The sequence below is a fragment of the Enterococcus sp. DIV1937 genome (genome assembly GCF_050535975.1).
GTDB classification, from domain to species: domain Bacteria; phylum Bacillota; class Bacilli; order Lactobacillales; family Enterococcaceae; genus Enterococcus; species Enterococcus faecalis.
In genome coordinates this window covers 1213230-1240224 of the sequence record NZ_CP172909.1, presented here as the reverse complement: position 1 = coordinate 1240224, position 26995 = coordinate 1213230, and the positions used below count along the sequence as shown (strand labels likewise).

At 36.7% G+C, this 26995-nt stretch carries 27 protein-coding genes and 1 other annotated feature; of the genes, 8 read left to right on the top strand and 19 right to left on the bottom strand.

Features of this window, described 5'->3' with window-relative positions; genetic code table 11:
• Positions 1 to 2: 2 nt before the first annotated feature.
• On the top strand, positions 3 to 347 hold the full coding sequence (locus tag IGL13_RS06025; protein WP_002357660.1) for a metal-sulfur cluster assembly factor: 345 nt from the start codon (positions 3 to 5) through the stop codon (positions 345 to 347).
• Positions 348 to 444: 97 nt separating this feature from the next.
• Here IGL13_RS06025 and IGL13_RS06020 read toward each other — a convergent pair whose 3' ends face one another.
• Both IGL13_RS06020 and IGL13_RS06015 read right to left on the bottom strand, forming a co-directional pair.
• Positions 445 to 984: a GNAT family N-acetyltransferase gene (locus IGL13_RS06020; RefSeq protein ID WP_002378300.1), complete on the bottom strand. Its 540-nt coding sequence runs from the start codon at positions 982 to 984 to the stop codon at positions 445 to 447.
• 212 nt (positions 985 to 1196) lie between these two features.
• Positions 1197 to 2051: a hypothetical protein gene (locus tag IGL13_RS06015; protein WP_002378301.1), complete on the bottom strand. Its 855-nt coding sequence runs from the start codon at positions 2049 to 2051 to the stop codon at positions 1197 to 1199.
• A gap of 285 nt (positions 2052 to 2336) precedes the next feature.
• On the opposite strand from IGL13_RS06015, the gene IGL13_RS06010 reads away from it, so the two are divergent.
• Positions 2337 to 2870, top strand: a complete 534-nt coding sequence (locus tag IGL13_RS06010) for a hypothetical protein (protein WP_002360384.1) — start codon at positions 2337 to 2339, stop codon at positions 2868 to 2870.
• Between the two features lie 15 nt (positions 2871 to 2885).
• On the opposite strand, the gene IGL13_RS06005 is transcribed toward IGL13_RS06010, so the two are convergent.
• On the bottom strand, positions 2886 to 3878 hold the full coding sequence (locus IGL13_RS06005) for an alpha/beta hydrolase (protein WP_002401505.1): 993 nt from the start codon (positions 3876 to 3878) through the stop codon (positions 2886 to 2888).
• Between the two features lie 146 nt (positions 3879 to 4024).
• Positions 4025 to 5335 (bottom strand): diaminopimelate decarboxylase, encoded by a 1311-nt coding sequence (lysA, locus tag IGL13_RS06000; RefSeq protein WP_002378303.1) that lies wholly within the window; start codon positions 5333 to 5335, stop codon positions 4025 to 4027.
• Positions 5336 to 5532: 197 nt separating this feature from the next.
• On the opposite strand from lysA, the gene IGL13_RS05995 reads away from it, so the two are divergent.
• Both IGL13_RS05995 and IGL13_RS05990 read left to right on the top strand, forming a co-directional pair.
• Positions 5533 to 7413 (top strand): fructose-1,6-bisphosphatase, encoded by a 1881-nt coding sequence (locus IGL13_RS05995; protein ID WP_002361779.1) that lies wholly within the window; start codon positions 5533 to 5535, stop codon positions 7411 to 7413.
• A gap of 154 nt (positions 7414 to 7567) precedes the next feature.
• Entirely contained in the window at positions 7568 to 8455 is an 888-nt protein-coding gene (locus IGL13_RS05990) for a serine hydrolase (protein WP_002361778.1), read from the top strand.
• Between the two features lie 110 nt (positions 8456 to 8565).
• Here IGL13_RS05990 and IGL13_RS05985 read toward each other — a convergent pair whose 3' ends face one another.
• From IGL13_RS05985 to IGL13_RS05930, 12 genes are all read right to left on the bottom strand, one after another.
• The gene (locus IGL13_RS05985) at positions 8566 to 9663 is read right to left on the bottom strand and encodes a hypothetical protein (RefSeq protein ID WP_002361777.1); all 1098 of its coding nucleotides are present in this window, start codon (positions 9661 to 9663) and stop codon (positions 8566 to 8568) included.
• Positions 9664 to 10173, bottom strand: coding sequence for an RNA polymerase sigma factor (locus IGL13_RS05980; RefSeq protein WP_002378304.1), 510 nt, complete (start codon positions 10171 to 10173; stop codon positions 9664 to 9666).
• A 138-nt stretch (positions 10174 to 10311) separates the two neighbouring features.
• Positions 10312 to 10701 carry a hypothetical protein gene (locus IGL13_RS05975; protein WP_002357671.1) on the bottom strand — a complete coding sequence of 130 codons (390 nt, stop codon included), beginning with the start codon at positions 10699 to 10701 and terminating at the stop codon, positions 10312 to 10314.
• A 74-nt stretch (positions 10702 to 10775) separates the two neighbouring features.
• Positions 10776 to 11411: a V-type ATP synthase subunit D gene (locus IGL13_RS05970; protein ID WP_002357673.1), complete on the bottom strand. Its 636-nt coding sequence runs from the start codon at positions 11409 to 11411 to the stop codon at positions 10776 to 10778.
• A 4-nt stretch (positions 11412 to 11415) separates the two neighbouring features.
• Positions 11416 to 12792 carry a V-type ATP synthase subunit B gene (locus IGL13_RS05965; protein ID WP_002357674.1) on the bottom strand — a complete coding sequence of 459 codons (1377 nt, stop codon included), beginning with the start codon at positions 12790 to 12792 and terminating at the stop codon, positions 11416 to 11418.
• Positions 12785 to 14566 carry a V-type ATP synthase subunit A gene (locus tag IGL13_RS05960; protein WP_002378305.1) on the bottom strand — a complete coding sequence of 594 codons (1782 nt, stop codon included), beginning with the start codon at positions 14564 to 14566 and terminating at the stop codon, positions 12785 to 12787. The genes IGL13_RS05965 and IGL13_RS05960 overlap by 8 nt, the downstream gene beginning before the upstream one ends.
• Before the next feature lie 17 nt (positions 14567 to 14583).
• Complete coding sequence (locus tag IGL13_RS05955; RefSeq protein ID WP_002357676.1) at positions 14584 to 14895, bottom strand: V-type ATP synthase subunit F; 312 nt, start codon at positions 14893 to 14895, stop codon at positions 14584 to 14586.
• Complete coding sequence (locus IGL13_RS05950) at positions 14885 to 15886, bottom strand: V-type ATPase subunit (RefSeq protein WP_002363908.1); 1002 nt, start codon at positions 15884 to 15886, stop codon at positions 14885 to 14887. The genes IGL13_RS05955 and IGL13_RS05950 overlap by 11 nt, the downstream gene beginning before the upstream one ends.
• Before the next feature lie 16 nt (positions 15887 to 15902).
• Positions 15903 to 16484 (bottom strand): V-type ATP synthase subunit E, encoded by a 582-nt coding sequence (locus IGL13_RS05945; protein ID WP_002365627.1) that lies wholly within the window; start codon positions 16482 to 16484, stop codon positions 15903 to 15905.
• A 16-nt stretch (positions 16485 to 16500) separates the two neighbouring features.
• Complete coding sequence (locus IGL13_RS05940; protein WP_002363905.1) at positions 16501 to 16974, bottom strand: V-type ATP synthase subunit K; 474 nt, start codon at positions 16972 to 16974, stop codon at positions 16501 to 16503.
• Positions 16975 to 17001: 27 nt separating this feature from the next.
• Positions 17002 to 18981, bottom strand: coding sequence for a V-type ATP synthase subunit I (locus IGL13_RS05935; protein WP_002361772.1), 1980 nt, complete (start codon positions 18979 to 18981; stop codon positions 17002 to 17004).
• Positions 18971 to 19294, bottom strand: coding sequence for a V-type ATPase subunit F (locus IGL13_RS05930; RefSeq protein ID WP_002381927.1), 324 nt, complete (start codon positions 19292 to 19294; stop codon positions 18971 to 18973). Before IGL13_RS05930 ends, IGL13_RS05935 begins: the two co-directional genes overlap by 11 nt.
• A 116-nt stretch (positions 19295 to 19410) precedes the next feature.
• Positions 19411 to 19458: a sequence feature (sodium ion sensor (DUF1646 type); this cis-regulatory element may regulate processes involved in with the transportation of sodium ions), on the bottom strand.
• A gap of 208 nt (positions 19459 to 19666) precedes the next feature.
• On the opposite strand from IGL13_RS05930, the gene nrdI reads away from it, so the two are divergent.
• Entirely contained in the window at positions 19667 to 20110 is a 444-nt protein-coding gene (gene nrdI, locus IGL13_RS05925; RefSeq protein ID WP_002382293.1) for a class Ib ribonucleoside-diphosphate reductase assembly flavoprotein NrdI, read from the top strand.
• A gap of 58 nt (positions 20111 to 20168) precedes the next feature.
• Entirely contained in the window at positions 20169 to 20348 is a 180-nt protein-coding gene (locus IGL13_RS05920) for a hypothetical protein (protein WP_002357684.1), read from the top strand.
• Between the two features lie 65 nt (positions 20349 to 20413).
• On the opposite strand, the gene IGL13_RS05915 is transcribed toward IGL13_RS05920, so the two are convergent.
• Positions 20414 to 21763: a glucose-6-phosphate isomerase gene (locus IGL13_RS05915; RefSeq protein ID WP_002357685.1), complete on the bottom strand. Its 1350-nt coding sequence runs from the start codon at positions 21761 to 21763 to the stop codon at positions 20414 to 20416.
• A gap of 181 nt (positions 21764 to 21944) precedes the next feature.
• Positions 21945 to 23291 carry an NADP-specific glutamate dehydrogenase gene (gene gdhA, locus IGL13_RS05910; RefSeq protein ID WP_002378306.1) on the bottom strand — a complete coding sequence of 449 codons (1347 nt, stop codon included), beginning with the start codon at positions 23289 to 23291 and terminating at the stop codon, positions 21945 to 21947.
• A 137-nt stretch (positions 23292 to 23428) separates the two neighbouring features.
• Between gdhA and IGL13_RS05905 the strand changes: the two genes are divergently transcribed.
• Positions 23429 to 24715 (top strand): NAD(P)/FAD-dependent oxidoreductase, encoded by a 1287-nt coding sequence (locus IGL13_RS05905; protein WP_002357691.1) that lies wholly within the window; start codon positions 23429 to 23431, stop codon positions 24713 to 24715.
• A 40-nt stretch (positions 24716 to 24755) separates the two neighbouring features.
• Here the strand turns inward: IGL13_RS05905 and abc-f are convergent, their stop codons facing one another.
• A complete protein-coding gene (gene abc-f / locus IGL13_RS05900) occupies positions 24756 to 26222 on the bottom strand; it encodes a ribosomal protection-like ABC-F family protein (protein WP_002378307.1) in 1467 nt (488 codons plus the stop codon).
• 245 nt (positions 26223 to 26467) lie between these two features.
• Between abc-f and IGL13_RS05895 the strand changes: the two genes are divergently transcribed.
• Positions 26468 to 26974 (top strand): hypothetical protein, encoded by a 507-nt coding sequence (locus IGL13_RS05895; protein WP_002357693.1) that lies wholly within the window; start codon positions 26468 to 26470, stop codon positions 26972 to 26974.
• Positions 26975 to 26995: the final 21 nt, after the last annotated feature.

Below are 26995 nucleotides of genomic sequence, written 5' to 3'. Positions count from 1 at the left end.
GAATGAGTGAACAACCTCAACAACGTTCAACCGAAGAAGTTGAAGCAATTAAAGAAGATATTTTAACTGCATTAGAAACAGTGATTGACCCTGAATTAGGCATCGATATTGTTAATTTAGGACTAATTTATGAAGTTGAATTTGCAGAAGAAACTGGTGATACTGTCATCAAAATGACCTTAACCACAATGGGTTGTCCGTTAGCAGATGTTTTAACAGAACAAATCCATGGTGTTTTAAAAGATATTCCTGAAGTAAATAATATCGAAGTAAAATTAGTCTGGTACCCTGCTTGGACAACGGATAAAATGAGCCGTTACGCACGAATTGCTTTGGGTATTCGCTAGTTATTTCGAGGCTAATGATAAAAAACATATGAAAGAACCGATTGGTCCGTTCTTTCATATGTTTTTTTGTTTGTTTAATTTACTTATTTGATAAAAATTACCTAATGCCATCAATACTTGGCTTTTTCCAAATTTTTGCTACTGGATGGAAGTCTAATAAAAACTGTAGCTGCGTTCCACCGAAGCCTGACGCTCCAGCAAACATGATATGAAAAGTGAGCCCTCTATCCATAATCAGATACCCCGTATCCTGCACGCCATTTCTTTCATAAAACTGATAACGTTTTTCTCTTTGGGCTTCATTCGCTGCATTTTTGCCAATTTCTTCACTCTCTAAAAGAACCCCCTTAGGATAACGTGTCTTCAATAACGCTAACACGGTTGAGCCTAATCGTTTGTTTCGGTGGTGCTGATCAATTGCAAAGAAAAAGACATAGGTTGCTTCAGGTGCAATTTGACTATTTAACAAAATCCCCACGTTCTCATCCGCCTCTTGAATAACAAACAAATGAAATTTTCCTGCTTGAGAAGACATCAATAATTGATCAAACGGCAGTCTCTCTTCTTCTGGAAAAGCTTCTATGTAGGTTGCTTCCCAATAGGCTTGATTTTCTTGATTTAATAATGTGAATTGCATAAAAGCTCCTTTCTAAAATGATTGCTTCGTACTAATAACTTTTGTTACTTACATAAGACCTAAAAGTTATTTAAACATGCGACTGGTTATTCCTATACGCAATTATTTTTTGATACTAATCTAGTAGTTTAATTGTTCTCTGTTTCTGAGTCAATAAAAGAGCACAAGATTCGAGACTTTCAACGTTTAGTGAAAAGTCGATTCTTATTTCATTACAACCGATTCACTATTCGCTGCCCTCTTTTTTCTATTCGTTGATTTACTTGAACTAAATATTCATTTATCTCCTCTATATTCTGAGGTAAGATAAACGAGTCTTTTTTCAAATGATTTTTCCATAGCGCTACTGGTTGATACTGTTCATTTAAAAATGGTTGCATCTCATACGTATGAACGTAGCTTTCCCATGAATGAAACGAAGCTAAAAATATCGAAAGTTGTTCTAAAGAATAATCCCAATAATCTTTAAACGATAAGCTTCTTCCGCTGTTAAATCCTAGTGGAACTACTGTAATGTTTCCAATTGAATGGGTAAGTTCGGCAAAACGCTTTAATTGTGGGTCCTGATGAACTCGCTCAAATTTAGTAAAATTGTCGAGAAGGAATTCATTCCATGTATATTTTTTTGGTACAGGATTTGGTAAATAGTCAGGAAAAACTTGGTCAAAATAAGTTAAATATCGGTCCGAAATCACAGCCGATGTCCCGGAATCATGAGGCGGATACTTGCTATTTACTGCAAGCAAATTCTGTTCAGAAGGTTTTTCTAAATAGCTTTCTTGAATTTCCCCAATTACTTCCGCTGGTCTAAAGAAATCGGGATAAACAAGTTGTAACATAATTTTATACGTTGTCCAAAATGAGTTCATAATATCTTTGTGCACGGTCGCCTTCCCAGTTAACTTTAAAAAAACATCCTCCACAACCTCGTACTTTTCAATATGGACATTCGATGTTCTAGCTTTTAAAATATTTTTAACTGGCTGCTGGTGGTCATACTCTTGACCCAAAAGTAACTTCTTTAAATCATCTTTCGCTGAAATTGTCTTAACTGTAATCTCCGCCACTTTGAATAACTCCCATCCTACGATTTTTTCTATATTCTTTTATATTATTATACTAAAAAAACGCTCCCTCCTGCCCTTTTTTAATCAACAAATCAGCAATTAGAAAACACCAACGAAACAGAAGTGCAACACTAGCATGCGAAAAAATGCGATCGCAACTTATTTTTTAGACACTCTGTGTGTTTCGTATAGTCAAGGCTGGTTGCGTGTATTTTTTTCAAGAAAATTGAGAACAGCTATGGTATAGTCAAAACTACGATTATTTCAAACACGGAGCGACAGTTTATGGAAATGTACCAAGTAATTAGATATTTTTTAAATGAAATGGAGAAAAAGATTTGGCATGCCTTGTTAACATTAGTACTTTTTTGTCTTTATATTTCCATTTTTGATGTTCCTTTTACAATTAAAAATACATTCATCGGCAGACTACTTTTCCCGAAAGCTTTTATGAATGCAGGAAGTGCGAATCTGATTTTTTATTTGATTAGTTTTTTTGGTTTTTTATGGTCAATTTTCATTTTTGCTTATCTATTGAATAAGACACGCCTCAAATTATTAAATAAAACCTTTCCTTATCTTTTGGAAATATTAGAAGTCTGTATTTTGCCTTTAGTGATTCTTTTTGCTTACATTTATATTTATTTGCGGGTCCATGGCGAAGGTTTCAGCTATATACGAGAATCTCTTTTACAGCAAGAGTTAACTTATTCAATGAAATGGTTCCTTTGCCTTGGTAGTTTGGCGCCGTTATTTTTCTTTTTAAGCACTTTAAATTTAACTAAACGAGTCAGACAAAAAAAAGACATGGAATCATGAAAATCCATGTCTTTTTTAGTCGGATATTGTTTTTACCGCAGGACAGTTTTCTTCCAAAAATTCAAAAATACTACTGTAATAATTTTCAGGTTCGTAGACACTTGAAGATAAATGTGGTGCTTTAGCAACAATGAGGCCTTTTTTTATCCCCTGAGTTGCCGCTAAATTTTCTTCAAACATTGTCATTGGAACAAAGCGATCACCTGTACCGTGAATAAAAAATGTCGGCAACGTATTTTTGTGTAATTGTCTCACGGAAGAAGCGGTTTTCAATTGAAAGCCATAGTTATTTAATGCTAATTGATTAGCAATCGTTAAAATAGGAAAAGCGGGTAAATGAAAAGATTCATGTAGGACGTATTTAAATTCATCATAGACAGAAGTATAGCCACAATCCACTATTAATCCGCGGACATTCGTTGGTAACTTTTCACCACTTGCCATCATGACAGTAGCCGCTCCCATGGAACCGCCCACTAAAATAATTTCTGCTTCCATATCAATGGCAAGAACTTCACTAATCCAACTTAATAAATCTAACCGATCCAGCCATCCCATCCCAATTTTATTCCCTGAACTTTTCCCGTGCGCACGCAAATCGGGAACTAAAACATTGTAGCCTTCTTCTGCAAAACGTAATGCAGTATATACCATATCGCGTTTTCCGTTTGAACGATAACCATGCACACAAATCGCCCAACGATGGTTATCTGGATAAGGAATAAAGCACCGTGCATACAATGTTTCATCTTTAATTTTCAACCAACGATCTTCAGCAAAAGACTCTGTCCAAAAAGCTTCGCCTTCTTGTTTTTGTTGTTCTTCTATTTTTGTATATCTTGTTTCACGTTCTTGAAAATTATCAGGATTTAATAACCGATGCCCTTTTTTATGATACCAAGGGTTGTCTTTAAGCAACGCAATTTTCAAAAAATAATTGGCAATGTAAACAGAAAAAACAACGCCAATCATTGCAAAAATGATCAGTAACCCGAGGAGCCATTTCATCTGCAAATCACACCCTCTTCTAAAGTATTTCCTTCTTCATTTAATATACTATGGATTTTTCATTTCTGAAAGAAATCACCCTTACATTTTGTTATTTTTTGAAAAAAAAACAGCCGTCTCAAAAAGAGGCGGCTACTTTTAATCTATCAACAATCCAACGTTGTCATATCTTCATATGTCTCACGGCGAGCAACTAATTTTGCTTGTCCATCTTCGACAAAAACCACCGCTGGTCGAGGATTTCGGTTGTAATTACTTGCCATTGAATAACCGTAAGCCCCCGTACTACTGATGGCCAATAAATCCCCTGCTTTAACTTCTGGCAATAAAATATCTCGAAGTAAGACATCGCCTGATTCGCAATATTTACCAACTACTGTGACTTTCTTGACTGAATCATACCCCTCACGATTCGCTAGAAATCCATCATAAACCGCTTGATACAAAGCAGGCCGTATATTATCACCCATGCCACCATCTACGGAAACAAAATGACGAACACCAGGAACCTCTTTTTGCGCGCCAACTGTATATATCGTTGTGCCCGCTTCGGCAATTAAACTGCGGCCTGGTTCAATCCAAAGCTCAGGCAGTGGATACCCTAATTGTTCACAATGACCTTTCAAGGAATAAACAATTTTTTCAACAAATGTTGCTGGTGCTAATGGCTCATCTTGCTGCGTGTACTGCACACCAAAACCACCACCCATATTTAAAACACGTGCTGTAAATTGATGGACTTGCCGCCAGTCTTCTAAAATAGTGAACATTTTTTCAACAGCAGCTAAAAAGCCTTCCACAGCAAAAATTTGCGAGCCAATATGGCAATGGACCCCTTGCACATCAAAAGAGGGATTTGATAAAAGGCGAACGAGCGCTTCTGTTGCCTGGCCACTTGCAACATCAAAACCAAATTTTGAATCTTCTTGGCCTGTCAAAATGTAATCATGTGTTTCTGCATCCACGCCAGGACTCACCCGAAAAAGAACTTTTTGTGTTTGGTTTCGTGTAGCTAATAATTCTTCCAACAAGTCAATTTCGTAAAAATTATCAATGACAATTGTACCTATTTTGTTATCCAAAGCATAACGTAATTCTTCAGGGGTTTTATTATTTCCATGGAACTCAATTTCCGCTGGCTCCATGCCCCCTTTTAAAGCTGTGAATAGTTCTCCACCAGAGACAACATCACAAGCAATATCTTCTTCCTTTAACACTTGATAAATAGCTAAACAACTAAATGCTTTACTTGCATAAACCACTTTATTTTTGATACCTAATTGATTTAACGTTTGTTTAAAACCACGTGCCTGCGCGCGAATATGAGCGACATCATAAACAAATAACGGCGTCCCGAATTTTTGCGCCAACTTTACGGTGTCACAACCACCGACTTCTAAATGATTTTCCCGATTCATTTTTGCTGTACCAAATAACATGTTTTCCCGCCCCTTCATTTTGTTTTATTAAAAATCATAGCATAAAACCCAGTAGCTTCCTATAATTTTCCACATTTTTCTCTGACTTTCTCCTGTTGCTTTTTTTCGCCAAATAGCCTACAATAATTGGCATATGAATAAAAAACCTTTATTATCAAGACTTTAATCTTTTAAACAAAAATTGGTATATACGAAAAAGAAAGAAGGCAGATGACTTGGCTACACTGAACCGCGATCAACAAATTGAAGAAATTATTAATTTGGAAGCAATTTTGAATTTACCGAAAGGAACAGAACATTTTGTCAGTGATTTACATGGTGAATTTGAAGCTTTTGACCATATTTTAAGAAATGGTTCTGGGCGAATCCGAGAAAAAGTTCAATTTTTATTTAAACAAGAATTAAATGCCCATCAGATGGACGAGCTTTGTTTTATTATCTACTATCCAGAAGAAAAATTAACACTTTTAGAAAATGAAAGCGCCCTCTCTTATGAATGGTGGCTATTAACGATTCGCCGTCTGGTTGAAATCGTCCGTTCTTCTTCGATGAAGTACACACGTTCTAAAGTTCGCAAAGCCCTTCCTGAAACCTATGGGTATATTCTCGAAGAGTTGATTTATCAATATGATGAAACAACAACCAAAAACGGTTACTATCAACAAATTATTGAAAAAATTATTTTACTAGGTGAAGCCAAACGTTTCGTGACAGAATTAGCTTATCTAATCCAACGTCTGATTATCGATCACCTACATGTTATTGGGGATATCTATGACCGGGGGCCAGCACCAGATAAAATTATGGACCGATTAATGTCCTATCACTCCTTGGATATTCAACTAGGCAATCACGATATGATTTGGCTGGCTGCTTATAGTGGTTCACTGGCTTGTTTAGCCAATGTAGTACGTATTTGTGCTCGCTATGGAAATTTAGATTTGTTAGAAGAACGTTATGCTATCGATTTAACCGCCTTAAAAAAATTTAGTTTAGAAACGTATAAAGAAAATCCTGCTTTTGCACCCAAGAAAAATCCCTATCGTGCGTTAACTGAAGCGGAAAAACAAGTAGCGATGCGTGTGCAACAAGCCATTGCCATTATTCAAGAAAAACTAGAAGGGCAAATTATTGGTCGACGCCCTGATTTTAACTTGGCACATCGGCTACGCTTAGATAAGATTCAAGGGGAAACTATTACTTTTGACGAATGTCGTTATACATTAATTAACAGCTGTTTCCAAACCGTTTCTGAAGAGCAACCTTACCAATTAACACGTGAGGAAAAACAGATAATTGATGATTTATTAACGCAATTTCAGTCTTCACCGCGGTTAACAAAACACATGCGCTTTCTAATGGAAAAAGCTTCTCTTTACCTTGTGTATAATCAAAATTTATTGATTCATGGCTGTCTGCCTCTGAATGCGGACGGTACTTTTCAAGCTTATACATTTAAAGGCCACTCCTATTCAGGAAAAGCTTTAGTTGACTTCTTTCAGGAAATGTTAGAAGAAGCTTACGCTCAGCCTGCTAGTACAGATGACTATGCAACAGATTGTTTATGGTATCTTTGGTGTGGCGAAGGTTCCTCATTATTTGGTAAACGAGCTATGAAAACCTTTGAGCGTTATTTTCTCGCTGAAAAAGAAACACATTACGAAGAAAAGAATCCTTATTACTCTTTGCGTGATACGGTTGAAGTTTGTGAAAGAATCCTAGATGAATTTGAAGTGACTGGTGAAAATCGACATATCATTAATGGCCATACACCAGTTAAACGAACAAAAGGCGAATCGCCAATCAAAGCAAATGGCACGCTTCTCGTAATTGACGGCGGCTTTTCAAAATCTTATCAGACAATTACTGGGATTGCTGGTTATACATTGTTGTACAACTCGTTTGGTTTACAACTGACCGCGCATAAATCTTTTTCTAGTAAAGAAACAGCCATTTTAAATAATCAAGACATTCATTCCATCAAACAAGTCATCGATCGCCCCTTACAGCGGTTATTGGTGAAAGATACCACTATCGGCAAAGAGCTATTAAAGCAATCGCAAGCACTCCAAAAACAAATGAAACAAAACCAGTAGTGCCGTTAAAAAGACGCTTGCGCTCTTATCCGAAAAATGATTAAATGGAGGAGTTGAGAAAAATATCTATTAGAGAAACGGAAAGGGTTTTACATTGAAGAAACAGCAGCTCTCACTTTACGGCACCATTTTCTTTCTTTGCTTTTTCCTAATTGTGGGCTTCTTCTTCTCAAGTCGTGGCGAAGATTATGCCAAAGAATCTGAACAAAAAGTTACAATTGATTCCGCCAAACATGAGAAGCATACGAAAGACAAGGAAGAAAATAATTCAGCAAATACAGTATTTTTTGATAAAATAAATGACCTGCTCGTCGCTTCTGTCAAAGAATTTGAAGGAACGGTCGGGATTAGTTATTTGGATTTAGAAACTGGCGAACAGCGTTCCGTGAATGGCCAACATGAATTTTATACAGCTAGTACTATTAAAGTGCCCCTGACGATGCTAGTCGCCGACACGGTTGCTTCTGGTCAAAAAAAATGGACAGACCTGATTCCCTATAACGCCGAAGAAGATTATGAAGAAGGAACTGGGATCATTGCCTATAATATCCAACCAGAATATCCATTAAAAACGTTACAAGAATATGCCATCACCTATTCTGATAATATCGCTAAAAATATGCTCTATGATACATTGGGTGGTGATGCAAAAGCAAAACGAGAAATGTATCAGCGTTATTTGCACAAGTCACCTTCGATTGAAGAACCACAATTTTCTTCGGAAGATGCGCTAGTTATTCTACAAAAATTATATACTGAAAAAGCAACAAAACCAGATTACCAAGCGATTTATGATTCTATGAAACAAAGTGTTTTCCATGAAAGAATGGAAACTCCCACAACTCAAGGAAAAGTTGCTCATAAAATTGGTTCCTATGATGAATTTATTCATGATATGGGGATTTTAGAAACACCTCACCCCTTTGCTTTAGCAATTTTTACTAAAGGACCTGATAATGCTAAGAGTGCTGCGTTTATTGCTTCAGTGACAGATAAGCTATGGCAATTACAGGTGTCTGAATATCCTAATGATAACCATTGATAATGAAAATAAAAGCATCTTTTTTTAATGACAACGCTCAATAAAAAAGATGCTTTTTTTAGTAGTTATATTAATTAAAATATTTGTATTTCCCATAACCTTTTTAGCAATTATTTCTGAGTATTTTTTAACTCCAACGAACCTAATTCTTTTCCTGCTGCATCATCTTCATAAGAATTTCTAACGATTACTTTATATAATGACTTATGATCCAAACTACTTAAGTCAAAAGAAATGTTAATTGTAGCATCTTCCCCTTTATTAAAGCCACTACCAATTTGACGTGCAATAGGTATCTCAAGACCGTTTTTATAAACTGAAATTAGAATATCACGACTTTTTTTATTTTTTTCTGGATTTGGAACATCCATAATCAGCGTAGTTTGAAGCGCATCACTTTGGGCCTTAATATTTTTAATTTTTTTCACGTTTTTAATGCTAGGTATCGTTTCTTTCATAATGGGTTGGTAAGGAATTTTAAACGTCCAATCGCCTTGATACTCTAATGCATTCTCAACACTAAAAGATCGGCTACTTGCTTTGATTGCTTCTTTTAATTCATTATCATGCTGTTCTTGATCTTCCCAAGCTAATCGGTAGATATGAAGCGTTAATTGATCTTGACTAACAAGTTTTTGCTTATTGAAAGTTGAAATCACTGAACCATAAAAAACATCCTTCTCGATTCTATATAACGATGTTGAACTTACACCCCCAAATAAATCTTCTTTGCTTCCTTCTCTAAATAACCCTAGTTGAATATCTTGAGAATAATTATTTCTAGCGATTTTTTTCTGTAATAACTCTTTTAATTTCTGATCTTTAATCTTAAATTGATAATCAAACGCCATTTTATTTTTTGTCGATACAAATTTTGTTAATACGATTTCTCGCTCATTTTGTACACTCCGCAATTCTAGTTTTGTTGGAACACCAGAAGATTCTACTGTTTGAACACCTGTATCTTGACTAATCCCCAATACCTCTTCTATGGCACGTCCAATGGGTGTTTTTACTATCAAAGTAAAAGTGGTAGCAATACTAATTAGCCCTATAATTAAATGTTTACGCGATATTTTTTTCTTTGGCTGTCTGTATTGTTTTATTTCTCCCATTAATATCTTAGTTCTTTGTGTGTTTAAACGTTCCACTGTTTCTAAAGGCATCTTTTTTTCATATTTTAATATATCACTTCGTTTTCTATCCATTTACCATGTCTCCTTTAAATATGTCCTTAATTTTTTTCGACCACGAGAAAGACGAATTTTGATGGTATTTGTTGAAACATCAAGTTGCTGAGCGATTTCTTTTATACTAAAGCCAACATAATAGTACATAACTAGCGGAACGCGATAATTATCAGGTAATTTATGTAATCCTTTATCCAAATCATATAAATCATCAAAAGCAGGAACAGAAGAATAAGTATCCATCCAGTGAGTTGTTCTCTGCTTTTCTCTAAAAATATTTTGAACTTGGTTTAACATTATTTTAAAAATCCATGAATTAAACGCATGTTCATTTTTTAATGTTGTTATTTTTTCCCATGCACATAGTTCAGTTTCTTGTAAACAATCAGCAACGTCGACTTCGTTTAATAGCATTTTATATGCAGCATTGTATAAAACTGTTTCATATTTTTGACAAAGGTGAACAAATGCTTGTCCATCTCCTTTTTTTGCTTTCTGAACTAATTTTTTTGTTGAAATTTTATCCATAAAACACCTCTTTTCATTTAACTAACTATTAGACGTTAAGTATCTGTAAAAGGTTTCATATTTTTATAAAAAAAATATCTGGGACAAAAGTCATTTTGACTACTGTCCCAGATACTAAAATTCACAATGAGTAGCTGGCTACTTTACAGACAACAACTTCGTAAAACGTTCTGCCAACATTTGGTGGGCATCAATTTTTTTGGTTCCTTGTGCTTTTGCTGCAAAACTAGCAAAGTTTAAGCCGGCCCCAAATAGTTGTAACGCACCGTTGCCTAAATCTCCCTTTTTAAGAGCTTCAAGCCCATCTTCGATAAATTGGTTACTTTCATCTAAATGACACTCAGGAAGATATTTCACGCCGTGATGATATCGTTTTACATTCAGAATGATTTGCTTCGCGGCTTCTTCTGAAATAGCCGCTCCCAAGTTTAACAGTAGCTCATTGATTGGTTCCACCAAGCGAGCATAGTCACTTTCGTATTTTTGACAATTCAGTGCAATCGCTTTGCGGCGTTCTTCATTTTTCATTTTTTCCACTCCCTTTTTTATTAAAAACGAGCACGAAAGCTACCAACTGGCTTCGCACTCGTTCTTCCTAACCACTAATTTTCTTTGTTCATGCTTTTAATTTTAATTAGACGTGTAATTTCGCCACGTTCATTTTCTTCTAATTTCATTTGAATGTAGTAAATTGTTTCTTCTAATTGCGGAATCGTCATATACTCTAAGGCGTTGACACGACGACGCGTTTTTTCAATTTCTTTTGATAATAATTGGCACGTCTTTTCAACATTTGCAAGTGCTAATAATTTCGGTAAAATGCTTGAAATTTTAGCAAAAGCTTGATCAAGCTCGCTGTTTGAATTCACGTAGCCATAATCTAAGGGTGCTTCTTGAACCGATTCATCGTAATCAAAAATCATTTTAGGAACTGGCACACTTAAGATGTTCTGTTCAATAATTTCTAATTCAACTTTTTCGGCTGGAATTGCCACTAACTCTTCAATAAAGGCTTCGTTCAACGTTGCGTTTGCCAATACAAAATTTGATAACGCATCCGTCACTTCTTGTTCAACCTGAATACGTAACTCATTGTTTTCTTTGACTAGCGCAATAAACCGTCGCATCAATTCATCTTGTTTGTCTTTCAGCAACTTATGACCTCTCGTGGCCGTAGTTAACTGTTTTTTCAATCGGGAAAGTTCCATACGGGTTGGATTAACATTTAATCGAGCCATTTTTCTACTTCCCTTCAGTTAAATATTGATCGAGCATATCCTCTTTAATTCGTTTTAGTTCTGTTCTCGGTAGCATACTTAATAGTTCCCACCCAAGATCTAACGTTTCTTCAATCGAACGGTTTGTATCGAATCCTTGATTGACATATTCTTCTTCAAAACGTTGGGCAAAAGCTGCGTAAATTTTATCGACATCGGAAAGAGCTGATTCTCCTAAAATGACAGCTAATTCTTTGGCTTGTTTCCCTTGTGCATAGGCTGAGAACAATTGATTCATCGTCGCTGCATGATCCCCGCGCGTTTTGCCTTCGCCAGTTCCTTTGTCTTTAAGACGGGAAAGTGATGGCAATACATCAATTGGTGGTTGGATACCGCTCTTATATAGTTCCCGGGACAAGATAATTTGCCCTTCTGTAATATAGCCAGTTAAATCGGGAATTGGATGTGTTTTATCCTCCTCTGGCATTGTTAAAATAGGAATCTGTGTTACGGAACCTTTTGAGCCACGAATTCGGCCTGCTCGTTCATACAACGTTGCTAAGTTCGTGTAAAGATAACCTGGGTAACCACGACGTCCTGGAACTTCACGGCGTGCTGCTGAAATTTCTCGCAACGCTTCGCAATAATTGGTCATATCCGTCATGATAACTAAGACATGCATGCCCTTTTCATAAGCTAAATATTCAGCGGCTGTCAAAGCCATTCTAGGTGTTGCAATCCGTTCAATGGCTGGATCATTCGCTAAGTTCATAAACAAGACTGAACGATCAATTGCGCCTGTTTGACGGAAATCTTCCATAAAATATTCCGCTTCTTCAAAGGTAATCCCAATGGCCGCAAAAACTACGGCAAATTCTTCTTCACTATTTAACACGTTGGCTTGTCTGGCAATTTGTGCCGCTAATTCTTTATGAGGTAAGCCAGATGCTGAAAAAACAGGTAATTTTTGACCACGAACTAAGGTATTTAAATGGTCAATCGCTGAAATCCCTGTTTGGATGAACTCATCGGGATAATCACGAGCAACTGGATTGATAACTTCGCCGTTAATATCTAATTTTTTCTCAGGTAATAATTCTGGTCCATTATCTTTTAAGCGACCTAAGCCGTCAAAAACGCGCCCCATCATATCTGGCGAAACCCCTAATTCTAAAGGATGTCCCAGAAAGCGAACTTTTGAATCACGAATATTGATGTTACTCGTTCCTTCAAAAATTTGGACCATCGCTTTATCTCCATTGATTTCTAAAACTTGCCCTTGGCGAATTTCGCCATTTTGCATGCGTACTTCAATTAATTCTTCGTACTTTACGCCTGCCACTTTTTCAACAATCATCAGAGGACCAACGACTTCATTGATTGTACGATATTCTTTAATCATTCGTCATTCCTCCTTCAGCAATGATTTCTTTTATCGTTGTTTTAATTTCTGCTTGTAAACAATCCAATTTTTCTAATTCTTCTTCTGGTAAATACTTGCTACGAGCAATGCGATCGCGGATTTCAACTGTTCCCGCCATTAACTCAGAGAAATAAGTGCCTAAACTTAAGGCTTTTTGACCTTCTTCACCAAAAGTTAGAATCAATTGCAACATTTTCGCTTGTTTGGTTCGAGAAGTGAACGTATCCACGTCATCAAAAGCATTTTGTTGCAAATAGTCTTCCCGTAATGATTTGGCTGTTTCCAACGTTAAACGGTCTTTATCCGACAAGGAATCAATCCCAACCAAGCGAACAATTTCTTCCAGTTGAGATTCTTCTTGTAAAATCCGCATCCCTTCAGCTACCATAGCGGCCCAGTTTCCTTGCAATTCCAAGTCTAAATATTGCCCTACTTCTGTGGAGTAAAGAGAATAACTTTGCAACCAGTTAATAGAAGGAAAATGACGTTTTTGTGCTAATTGAGAATCTAAGCCCCAGAATACTTTAACAACGCGTAACGTATTTTGTGTGACAGGTTCTGATATGTCCCCACCAGATGGCGAAACCGCACTAATCGCCGTAATGCTTCCTTCACGATGATCTTTTCCTAACGCGATGACTTGTCCTGCTCGTTCATAATATTCAGCTAAGCGACTACCTAAATAGGCTGGATAGCCTTCATCACCAGGCATTTCTTCTAACCGACCACTCATTTCTCGTAACGCTTCTGCCCAACGAGAAGTAGAATCCGCCATAATTGCGACTGAGTAACCCATATCACGGAAATATTCTGCAATGGTAATCCCTGTATAAATCGAGGCTTCCCGTGCCGCTACCGGCATATTTGACGTATTCGCAATTAAAATCGTCCGATTCATCAAAGACTCACCAGTTGTTGGATCAATTAATTCTGGAAATTCATTTAAAACATCTGTCATTTCATTCCCGCGTTCCCCACAACCAACGTAAACGACTAAGTCGACATCGGCCCACTTGGCAATTTGGTGCTGAACGACTGTTTTTCCAGCGCCAAATGGTCCTGGAACTGCTGCCGCTCCGCCTTTCGTAATTGGGAAAAAGGTATCAATTACGCGTTGTCCGGTCACCATCGGTACTTTGGGACTTAGTTTTTCTAAAATGGGACGTCCCCGCCGAACGGGCCATTTTTGCATCATGCTAAAACTTTCCGTTCCTTTAGCCGTTTTCACTGAGTAAACTGTTTCATCAATGGCAAAGTCACCTGCTTTAATTTCGGCAATCGTTCCTGAAACGCCGAAAGGCACCATAATTTTATGTTGAATAATCGGTGTTTCTTGAACCACACCGACGATGTCACCTGCCGACACTTCTTCACCAACTGCCACAGTTGGTTCAAACGTCCATTTTTTCTCACGATCTAACGCATCAATTTTAACGCCACGGCCTAAAAAGTTACTGTGGGTTACTTCTTGAAATGTATCCAATGGTCGTTGAATACCATCAAACATTTCGGCAATTAAACCTGGGGCTAATTCAACAGATAATGGTTCTCCTGTTGAAATAACTGGTTCTCCTGGTCCAATGCCTGTTGTTTCTTCATATACTTGAATCGAAGCGACGTCGCCTCGCATTTCAATAATCTCTCCGATAACGCCTAAATCTCCTACATGACAAATGTCTTGGATACTAGCATCTGACATGTTTTCAGCTAAAATCAAAGGACCTGAAACTTTGACAATTTTTCCAATTTGCACGCTCATTCTCCTTTGCATTATAAAATATTTTGTCCAATTGCTTTTTCAACATTTTTTTCAATCTCACTTAAACCGATTCCGATTGTACCATTATGACTTGGGATTAAAATAATCGCTGGTGTCACTTGTTCTTTGTATCGTTCAATCGTTTCTTCTGCTAAAGTAGAGGCTTCTTCCGTTATGAAAATGACCCCAAACTTATTTTTTGCCATAGTTTCAATGGCTTCTCTAACTTGCATTTCTGAAATGGCATGATGGACCTCAAAGCCAAACAGTTTAAATGGTAAGATTGAATTTTTGTCTCCAATGACACCAATTTTATACCCCATTGACTTTTCGCATCCTTTCTCGAATTTTTTCATTTGAAAACCCACTATGTTTTCCGACCAAAATTAAACGTAGATTTTTCCATTCAACCTCTTTCGCATTCAAAAAGGCTAGTAATGGGAGCGGCCCAAAAGCAACCGTTCGACCGTTTTCATACATTGAGGTCAGGTAATCATCTTTGAGTTTTTCAAAAGCCAATAAATTTAATTCATTGGTTTCTTTATTGATAATCTTTTCTAATAGTTGTCCGTAATTCGTTGTTCTGACAAATGCTGTAAATTCTACAAGTGACTTTTCCGCATAGGTCAACAGCTCTTTCTTTGAGAGACTGCCAGCGCTAGAAAGCACGGTTGATAAAAAGTTACTGTTTTGATGTTGAACAATCCCTCTAGCCATCGTTGATAGATTAGTTAAATCAATAAAAGCGATGACTTCCTTCGTTAACTCTTCATAGCCCAATTCATCCGCTAATTTTCGCTGTTGCTGTAAAAATGCTCGATCATAAAGGATATCAATTGCTTGCGGCAAACCGCCTTCTTCCAGATAGGCAAAAACATCACGGATCACTTCTAATAATGCTGGTTCAAGTTCGGAAGAGTTTTTTGTATGAATGGCACTTTTGACTGTGTTTAGAGAATAACGACCATCTTCTAAATAAAGATAATCAAAATCTTTACCTGTTCGCTCAGCTTTCGTCAAAATTTTCAAGTTATGGAAGGTAAAACGCATCGTATACAACGTTACTACAGCTGGTTCTGGAGCCATTTCATATAACCAGCGATAAAGACTTCCCAGCGCTTCAGAAGAATGGTAGTCAAATTTTTCTTCAAAAGTTTCGGTTAAATAAGGTTGATAAACCGTACTTTTTAACATATTTTTAACGTCTTCAACTGTTTCCGCTTCTAAAAGTTGTTGAAACTGTTGCTCAGAAAGCAGCTCCGTTTCTTTTAAACGAATCAGCGGATTAATTTGATGATACGTTGGTTTTCTCATGCTACGTCCTCCCTTCTTAACTGAAAAGTTTTTCTGCCACTTTAAAGCCTTCTGTTTTTTGAATCTCTTCAACTAATGCTGAAAAGAGAAAATTATAATCCAAACCGTCTTTTGCAACGATAAAGCCACTTTCTTTTGGAACAACTTCCTCTGAAAGCTCCCATTGAACAGTAGCATCAGAAAGGGCGGTCAGCCATTCTTGCGTCACTTTCGTTTGAGAATACTCGCCTAAAAGAATGGTCGCTTTTCCTGTTAATTCAAGTGAACCTAATTGTGCTTTCATGAATTGTTGAAATTCTTCCGCTGACCATTCACTCATCTTTAAGACCACTTCGTCAAATAATTGGTTAAGATATGCTTGTTTTTTATTTAATGCATCCTGACGAATTTCTAGTGTTTGCCGTTGTTGGCGTTGTTTAAATTCTTTTAATAATTGTTGTTGTCGTTTTTCTATTTCATGTTCTTGCTTCAGCAAAATTTCTTGTTGTGCTGCTTGGAATTCTTGATCGATGCGCGTTTGTTCACTGGTGACATAGGCTTCGACTTCTTGCTTTCCTTGTTGCTTAATTTCACTGATGATTTTTTCAATGGCATCCATCCATCTGCCTCCTCAATTATTTGACGTTCAATACAAGTAAGAAGGAAATTACAAACCCTAAGATGGCATAAGTTTCAACCATGGCAGCATAGATAATTCCTTTTGTTGCATGTTCTGGTTTCTTCGCTAAAATTTGGATCCCCGCAGCGGCTACACGACCTTGGGCAATCCCAGAGAACAATCCAGCAAAGGCAATCGGTAAAGCTGCTACAAAATAGTTCAATCCTTGAACCATACTCATATCGTTTCCTAAGTTAATATAAATTAAGAAAGCAATAACGAAACCGTATAGTCCTTGTGTACCTGGTAATAACTGTAAAATTAACGCTTGACCAAATTTTTCTGGCTGCTCCGTCGTTAAAGCTGCTGCTGCTTCCCCAGTAAAGCCAACCCCTTTGGCTGATCCAATCCCAGCAAAAATTGTCGCCATCGCCATTCCTAATACTGCAAAAACAATTCCACCATTATTATTAATTAAGTAATCCATCATCTCTATTTTCCTCCAATAAATAATTTTCTATTTTTTCTCAACATTGACATACTTTTCTTTTGTTTTTAGCGGATTAAACGCCCGGCCACCGCCTGTGTAAAATTTTCCAAAGAACTCAACATATTGCAAACGTGCGCCATGAACATAAGCACCTAATAACGATAAGAATATGTTTAACGCATGTAAAACAATTAACAGCAAGATGCCCACGCTAAAACGGGCAACTGGCGGCATGAACTCTACGAGCATATTAAACGCTGAAGCAATACTTCCCCCAGCAATTCCTAACGCCATCAAACGTGTATAACTAACTAAATCACCGACATAACCTGTCACACCGTATAGTCCATACAGTCCTTTGGCTAAGCCTTTTAATTTGGCCTTCGATTGAATCATTGGAATCACAATAATTGCAATGGCAGAAAGGCTAGCTAAAATCGCACCTGCTGTAAATAAGCCTTCATTTTTAACCACTAATTTACCAACGACTAACAATGCTAAACCAAACAAAATCCCTAACCAAGCGTAACTTTCGTTAATACTATCTAAATAGCGCTTTTGTTTTGATAACTGAATCCCATTAATCATTAAACCGACAACCAATTGGATAAACCCAAAAATAACCGATAAAATAAGAATCGTATTTACATCTTCGGTCGTTGATAAAATCGGAAATGGTGATTTGATCCCAAACATTGTTGGCGGTAATGCTGCACCGAAAAACGAACCGTAAATGAAGCCCCAAATAATTGTTGGAAATGATAAAATCAAGAAAAAGTCGGCAAAACGTTTCATGCCTCTCGGTAAAACAAATGCTTTCAAAGCAATAATAGACAAGAGTAGCATCAGTAAGCCATAGCCAATATCCGCTACCATCATGCCAAAAAAGACTAGATAAAACGGCATCATCGCAGGTGTCGGATCAACTTCTTCATATTTTGGTAAGCTATACATCTCTGTTAACATTTCAAACGGCTGCACCAATTTATTATTCGCTAGTTTAACTGGTATATCCGTCTCAATTTCCGCCTTCGTAGGATTTTCAAAAGTAAGAGCTATTTCGTCCTTAGGAACTTTTTCTTCAATCGCTGTCAAAATATCGGCTTTTTCTTCGACTGGAATCCACGTTTGCAAGATGAAAAATGATGAAGCATTTAACAAATGTTGACGTGCTTGTTCTCTTTGGATAACCGCCAATAAGACTTCTTCAGCCAAGCAAAACGTTTCATAAAAATCATGATAAGAAGCCAGTTGTTGCTTTAAGGCTTTTTCTTCTTTTTGTAAAATTTCATATCGTTCTTTGACTTGTTGATATGCCTCTTTAGGCGGAACATCATAACGGTATTGGAGTGGTTCAAAGCTATATTGGTTTAATAACTCGGTTACACTCTGCTGATGTTCCTTCAGGTAAACGAGTGTAAAGTAACTATGATGCATACTTTGATAAATTTCTTCAAAATAAACCGTTGGCCATTGAGACAAAGCGCTCAAGAAACTGGCTTTATTGGCTAGATTTATCGAACCATGAACGACATAACTACTTTTTAACTGCTGTTTATGCGGTAAAATATCCAGATATTGCCAGCGGCCTAATAATTCTTCTTCAGCTTCTAATCCTTGACGATCCGTTTGAATTTGTTTCAAAGATTCTTGAATATTCTTTAATTCCGTCAAATAGCTTTGTAATGTTTCTTCATCAAAGGTTTGTTCCAACTCTTCCAAAGTATAGACTTTTCTTTTTATCTTTAACCCTTTTCCTGAAGAGCGTGTCAAAAATAAAAGAAGCTCTTGCAATTGTTGTAGCATCGTTTCATATTTACGTAGCTGTTCAGTTGACTGTTCTGCTTGTAAAAAAGAATATTGACTCTTTAAGGCTTGTTCTTCTTCAGGCGAATGAAAAATCCGTTTTACTTCGACAATTTGCAAGCCTTGAATGGCTTGTAGAATTGCTGCTTCTTTTTCGGCAGCGGCAATTATTGTCATTTTTTCCATTTTACTAACTGCCATAAACGTCTTTCACCCTCTCAATAATTGAATCAATGACTTGTTCTTTGTTCGCTTCATAACGTTCGTGAAGCGCTTGTTCAGTGCGCTTTGTTTCATCTAAAAGTTGTTCTTTTTCAAGTTGTAACATCTTTTCTTGCGTTGCTAGTGAATCCGTCAGCACTTTTTCAACAGCTTCTTCACTCTCTTGACGTAGTTCAGCTAAACGTTCTTGCTTCTGTTCTTCATATAAACGACAATTCATCTTAGCTTGTTGCCGATGCTCTTCCACCGCATCTTCCGCTGCCTTGATTTGCTCTAGTACTTCTTGTACCATTGTCTCCACCTCCTTAGTTTTTACACCTTTAGCATATAAGAAAAAGGACTAGCGAAATAGAGATACGCTCAGCCCTTTTGTTTTAGGTATGCAAAAAGGCGCAAACTCAAAAATTGTTCTTCTCACCCCTTGAAGAACTGAATCCTTGAAGCTTTCGCCCAACCATTCTTTATTCAATACTCTACCATCTTAGCAAAGTTTTTCGCAAAATTCAATACTTACCCAAATGAATTAAAATAACAAATTTTCACTTTTATAATAGGTAATAAAAAGGCATTATTTTTTTCGCTTTATAATTATTGATCTTGAATTTTTTTCACATAGATGTGCTATACTTACGTAAACAATTAAATTTATTTGGAGGGATCTCTGATGAATATACGATATATTTCAATCTCTGGTAATACACGCTCATTTGTTCAACGTTTAACAACTTATTCTGAAGAGCAACATCAGCACAACGAAAAAAATCCTACGATTACTTTCAAAGAAATTTCGGAAAATTCTCCGTTAGAAGTAGAAACAGAACCATTTTTTACCTTTGTGCCTACCTATTTAGATGGTGGCGATGGCATCAACAATGGCAATACCGAAATTTTAACAGAAGTCATGCGAGAATATCTTGCTTTTGAAAATAATTATCGTTATTGCTCTGGCGTGGTGGGCAGCGGCAATAAAAACTTTAACCACCAATACTGCCTGACAGCTAAACAGTATGCGGAACAATTTAACTTCCCCTTCTTAGCTGATTATGAATTAAGAGGCACCCAAGCGGATATTGAACGAATTTATGCTATTTTAAAGGAAAACCAATAAGCAAGTTTCATTACTAAAAAGCTCACCTATGATAGACTACATTTTGAGGTGAAGAAAAATGAGAAATACATGGTTAGCAGAACAACTTCAGTCAATCAGTGAAGAACCCAATTCTTTTATTATCGAGGAAACCATCAAATATATTGAACAATTAGAAGATGATAATGAAAGTCTTCAAGTTGCATTGGAAGGAACCATTTGGAGTCCTAAAAAATGGAACGAACCATTGGAAAAATAATTTAAACAGAAGAAAAGAGCCAGAAACGTAAGTGTTTCTGGCTCTTTTCTTCTGTTATTTACAAATTATAGACGCGCATTTAAATCTTTTGCTAATTCTTCAAAACCTGGTTTACCTAATAAAGCGAACATGTTGCGTTTGTAAGCTTCAACACCTGGTTGGTCAAATGGATTAACCCCATTTAAGTAACCTGAGATGCCCACCGCAATTTCGAAGAAGTACATAACATAACCTAATGAATAAGCATCCATTGTTGGCACTTTAACGATCATGTTTGGCACACCACCATCTGTGTGAGCAAGCAACGTACCTTCGAACGCTTTTGTATTGACGAAGTCAATTTCTTTTCCTTGTAAATAGCCTAAGCCATCTAGATCTTCATTTTGTTCTGGAATTGAAATGCTATGGCGTGGATTTTCAATTTTAACCACTGTTTCAAATAAGTTACGCATACCTTCTTGAACATATTGACCCATAGAATGTAAGTCAGTTGAAAAGTCTGCGGCTGCTGGGAAAATACCTTTGCCATCTTTTCCTTCTGATTCACCATATAATTGTTTCCACCATTCAGAGAAATAGTGCATACCAGGCTCATAGTTAATTAACATTTCAGTTGTTTTACCTTTACGATATAAAATGTTACGTAACGCAGCATATTGATAGGCTTGGTTTTCTTTTAAGTCGCTCGTTGCGCCGTATTCTTTACGTGCATCATTTGCACCTTCCATTAAACGATCAATATCCGCACCGCTAACAGCGATTGGTAAAAGACCTACTGGCGTTAAAACAGTGAAACGGCCGCCCACATCATCAGGAATCACAAATGTTTCCCAACCTTCCGCATCAGCTTCAACTTTTACTGCTCCTTTAGCACGGTCAGTTGTCGCATAAATACGTTTATTGGCTTCTTCTTTGCCATATTTATTAATTAATAACTCTTTAAAGACGCGGAAAGCAATCGCTGGTTCTGTCGTCGTTCCAGATTTTGAAATAACGTTGACAGAAAAATCACGATCACCAATCACATTGATTAAATCAGCTAAATAAGTTGAGCTGATGCTATTTCCAGCAAAGAAGATTTGTGGCGCTTTCCGTTCTTCTTTTGATAATAGATTATTAAATGAATGTGTCAAAAATTCAATTGCTGCACGGGCACCTAAATATGAACCACCGATACCAATGACTACTAATACCTCAGAGTCAGATTGAATTTTTGCTGCTGCTTTTTTAATGCGCGCGAATTCTTCTTTGTCATAGTTTTCTGGTAAATCAATCCAGCCAGTAAAATCATTACCAGCTCCTGTACCTTCACGTAATGCTTTGTCCACTGCAGTGACTTGTGTTTGCATGTATTCCAATTCATGGTCAGCAACAAATGGTGCTAATTTGGAATAATCTAATTGAATGTGTGACATTCCTTTTCCTCCTCGAAAGTAAACTTACTACATGTATACTTTACGTGTTTTTAGACATTTTTTCAAGCAAATTCTTTTGGATAGACCAATTGTTTAATTTTAACTATTTAATTAGAGATATTTATTCTCTTAATCAAACAAATCAATAAAAAATGCTAGGAAATCCTAGCATTTTTTGTTATTAAACGAGTCCTTGACTTAGCATCGCTGCCGCTACTTTTTCAAAGCCAGCAATATTCGCACCTAAAACAAAGTTATCTCGTGCCTGATATTCGTTAGCTGTATCACGACAAGTCTCATAAATGTTTTGCATAATTTGATCTAGCATACCGTCAACTTTTTCAAAGGACCAAGCTAAACGTTCAGCATTTTGGCTCATCTCTAATGCAGAAACCGCAACACCACCTGCATTAGCGGCTTTACCTGGACAATAAATTACAGCTGATTTAGCAAAAACGGCGACTGCTTCTAGTGTACAAGGCATATTTGCGCCTTCTGCCACGACTTTCACTCCATTTTTCACTAAAATAGCGGCTTGCTTTTTGTTGATTTCATTTTGAGTTGCACATGGTAACGCAATATCATACGCTGTTTCGAAATCCCAAACAGATTCTTTATCATAATAAGTTGCGCCTTTACGTGTTTCAACATATTTTGAAATGCGTTCACGATTTTTTTCTTTTAGTTCTTTTACTAACGCCACATCAATTCCTTCTGGATCATAAACAAAACCAGACGAATCGGAACATGTGATTACTGTGGCGCCTAGCTCAGTTGCTTTTTCCATAGCATAAATTGCGACATTCCCGCTACCAGAAACAGCGACTTTTTTGCCTTCAAACGTATCGTTTTTATCTGCTAATAAATGTTTAACAAAATAAACCGTTCCATAACCCGTCGCTTCTGTTCTTGCTTGGCTTCCCCAGTATCCTAAAGGTTTGCCAGTCAACACTCCTGCATCATAGTTGCGCAAGCGTTTATACATGCCAAACAAATAACCAATTTCACGAGCGCCTACGCCAATATCGCCTGCTGGAACATCTGTACTTGGACCAATATGTTTTTGAAGTTCGGTCATGAAACTTTGACAAAAGCGCATCACTTCAGCATCTGACTTACCTTTTGGATCAAAATCACTACCGCCTTTGCCGCCACCGATTGGCAAACCAGTTAAACTATTTTTAAAAATTTGTTCAAAGGCCAAAAACTTCATCACACTTAAATTCACACTTGGATGAAACCGCAAACCACCTTTGTATGGTCCAATCGCTGAATTATATTGGACACGATAGCCTCTGTTCACATGCCAGTTGCCTTGGTCATCTTGCCACGGCACACGAAATTGAAAAATACGTTCAGGTTCAATCAAGACACCTAAAACATTTGCTTCAATGTATTGAGGATTTTTTTCTAAAAAACCTTCTACGGTTGGTAAAAACTCATCGACTGCTTGTAAATATTCTGTTTGACCTTGGTCTAATTGGTGAATCTTTTCTTGAATATTTTTAACATATTGTTTTGCGTCCATTTAATCATCCTCTCATTGTTATAGGTTTATTTTAACTGAAAATTCAAAAATTACCATAGTCAAACGTTTATTTTTTCCTTAAATCCAGAAAAAATCCCGTAATTATGGTACACTACCTATTGAATTGGAGGAGAACTATGAAGAAATTTGATGTAATTATTGTCGGTGCTGGGACGAGCGGTATGATGGCCACGATTGCGGCCGCCGAAGCAGGCGCTCAAGTATTATTGATTGAAAAAAATCGCCGTGTTGGGAAAAAATTATTAATGACTGGTGGCGGCCGCTGTAATGTAACCAATAATCGGCCCGCAGAAGAAATCATTTCATTTATTCCTGGGAATGGAAAATTTTTATACAGCGCATTTTCACAATTTGATAACTATGATATCATGAACTTTTTTGAATCCAATGGTATTCACTTAAAAGAAGAAGATCACGGACGCATGTTCCCTGTTACAGATAAATCGAAGTCAATTGTTGATGCGCTATTTAACCGCATTAACGAATTAGGAGTCACTGTTTTTACAAAAACACAGGTCACAAAATTACTACGAAAAGACGATCAAATAATTGGCGTTGAAACCGAACTGGAAAAAATTTATGCACCGTGTGTTGTATTAACAACTGGCGGCCGCACTTATCCTTCCACAGGAGCAACTGGTGATGGCTATAAACTAGCCAAAAAAATGGGGCATACCATCAGCCCGCTCTACCCTACCGAATCACCTATTATTTCTGAAGAACCTTTTATCCTTGATAAAACGTTGCAAGGTCTCTCTTTACAAGATGTTAATTTAACTGTTTTGAACCAAAAAGGAAAACCTTTAGTTAATCATCAAATGGATATGCTGTTTACACATTTTGGCATTTCAGGACCTGCCGCGCTCCGCTGTTCTAGTTTTATTAACCAAGAATTAACTCGCAACGGTAATCAACCTGTCACGGTAGCCTTGGATGTGTTTCCGACAAAATCTTTTGAAGAAGTGCTGAAAAACGTTGATTACATGATTGAGGAACAGCCAAATAAAGTGGCAAAAAATGCCTTTCATTCTTTAATACCAGAACGTCTGCTCACTTTTTATCTAGAGAAACTAGCAATTGAAGAAGTGCCTGCCAAACAACTAACAGAAAAGCAACGTCTTTCCTTTGTGGAACTACTGAAAGACTTTCAGTTCACTGTTACGAAAACATTGCCTTTGGAAAAATCTTTTGTCACAGGCGGTGGGATTTCCCTCAAAGAAGTGACCCCTAAAACAATGGAGAGCAAATTAGTCAATGGCTTATTTTTTGCTGGTGAACTTTTAGATATTAATGGCTATACTGGAGGCTACAATGTTACAGCTGCATTTGTCACTGGACATGTTGCTGGCTCCCATGCCGCAGAAATTGCAGAATACACCTATTTACCAATTGAAGAAGTCTAAACAAAAAGTCGCTAAAATAGCGACTTTTTGTTTACTTTTTTTATTTATCAATAATTTTCCCGTTTTCTAAATAAATAGTGCGGGTGGCTACTTTTTCCACAAACGTTTCATCATGCGAAGTGAAAATTACTGTTCCTTGATAGGCACTTATAAATTCTTCAAGTGCTTGGATTGTCTCTAAATCAAGAAAATTGGTGGGTTCATCCAATAAGATGATATTATTTGGTTCTATAAATAATTGAGCCAAAGTAATTTTTATGGCTTCGCCACCACTTAGAGAAGATATCTTTGTCTGTAAATTTTCTTGTTGAAAACCTAGTCGATATAAAAGTGAACGCACAATCTTTTCAGAATAATTTGTCCGCTTCAATAAATAAGTCAACAGTGGTTCATCATTTTTTAATCGATAATCTAATTGATGATATGTTCCTAACCGGACTTTGGGAGAAAAGTAAATGGCCGGGTGACAAGCTTCAATTTGTTGAAGGAAGGTACTCTTCCCAGCACCATTTTTTCCACAAAGTGCTATTTTTTCGTTTAAAGGAATTTGAACGTTCACTTGGTTAAGAATTGTTCGATTCTCATAAGCGAAAGTTAAATTTTCAATTCTAATTGGATATGGATTGTATAAAGAGAACTGATTATTAGTAGGAAAAATAATTTTTCGCTCTTGTTTTGCTTGCGCAACATCGGGTAATCTGTCAATTCTGGCATTAATCGCTTTCGCTTGTTTTTGGAGTGCTTTTTGTACGGTATCTTTTTGTTTAGAACCAGCTAAACGACTAGGTTTAATTTGCTTTTGTTTTTGTTTTTTTGAAACATGACTAGATTTTTGCGCTTGTGCTTGTTTCTTTGTGTAAGATTCCTGTAATTTTTTCTTTTCCTTTTGATACTGATGATAGACATTATATCGTGTTTGCTGTTCCAATTCTTTTTGACGACAATAGGCATCGTAGTTTCCTAAATATTCTTTGACATGTCCATCCGAAACTTCCCAAATTTTCTCTGCTAATTGATTCAAGAAAAAGCGATCATGACTAACAAACAAAACGGTCCCATAATAATACGTTAAATCTGCCACTAACAACTGACGATGTTCTTTATCTAAATGTGTAGTTGGTTCATCTAAAATAACCCCGGTTGGATACTCTGAAAATAATGTTGCTAAGCGTTTTTGGACTTTTTCGCCACCACTTAGTTTTTGATTTTTCTGATTTAGCAAACAGTTTTTGTCAGTTTTCTCTGGTTCATTCGTTATTTCTTCAGCTACTTGTGCCAAGTAATGAAAGTCGTTCAATCTTTGAACTTTTCCTTTGTCTGATTGAATCTTACCCATAATTAAATTGAGCAGTGTTGATTTTCCTGCGCCGTTTTTACCAATAATCCCAATTTTTTCATTTTCATATACAAATAATTCATCAATTTCTAGAATTGGTTTTCCCGAAAAGTGAATACTTACTTCTTTCAGATGAATACTTAATTTTTTCATTTTGCCCTCTTCTTTCATTTCTGAAACGAAAGAATCTTGGGTACGCAAAAAAGGACAGCCTAATCGCTATCCTTGTAGTTTCGTATAAAAGTACACACGTCACCCATGAATTTTAATTTCAGACTTTTTGATAAGATTTATTCAATTTATTTTGTCAAAAAGTCAATCCAAATTCTGATAGATGCCAACATACAATTATACCTCCTCGTTTAATTACTCCCACATTAACACCTCTGCTTTCTTTTGTCAATTCTGACCCTAAAATGAGAGAATCGGACTTTAGTAGGATACAATTTTACCGAAACTATGGCAAAATAAAGACGGAGGTGAAAACCATGAAGATTACATTGACACGAAAAACATCAGCTTGGGGCGCGTTACGCTATTTTACATTTTATAAAAATGGTGTGCATCAAGGGAAACTTTTTACTAATGTACCTATTGAAATTGAGGCTGATCCTGGGGATGTTTTAACGTTCTATGAAGGCTGGTTCCAGTTTTATCGGCGCATTGAAGTTACTGAAGATACCAAAGAAATCACGATTATCAATTCTAAAAAATTGCAACACGTTTTTTATACCTGTGTCGTCTTATTTTTAATTTTAACGCTATTATTCCTTTCCGCACAGAAACTTTCGACGTTTATTATTGCTGAAATTTTAATTTACTCTGGTATTCAGTGGCTGTTCCGGCAACAAACCTATCATTTTACTGTCAAGAAAAAAACGGAATCCTTTGCTTCCTATTCTAAAAAAAGTATCGCACACTAAACGAATCTTTAGCGTGCGATA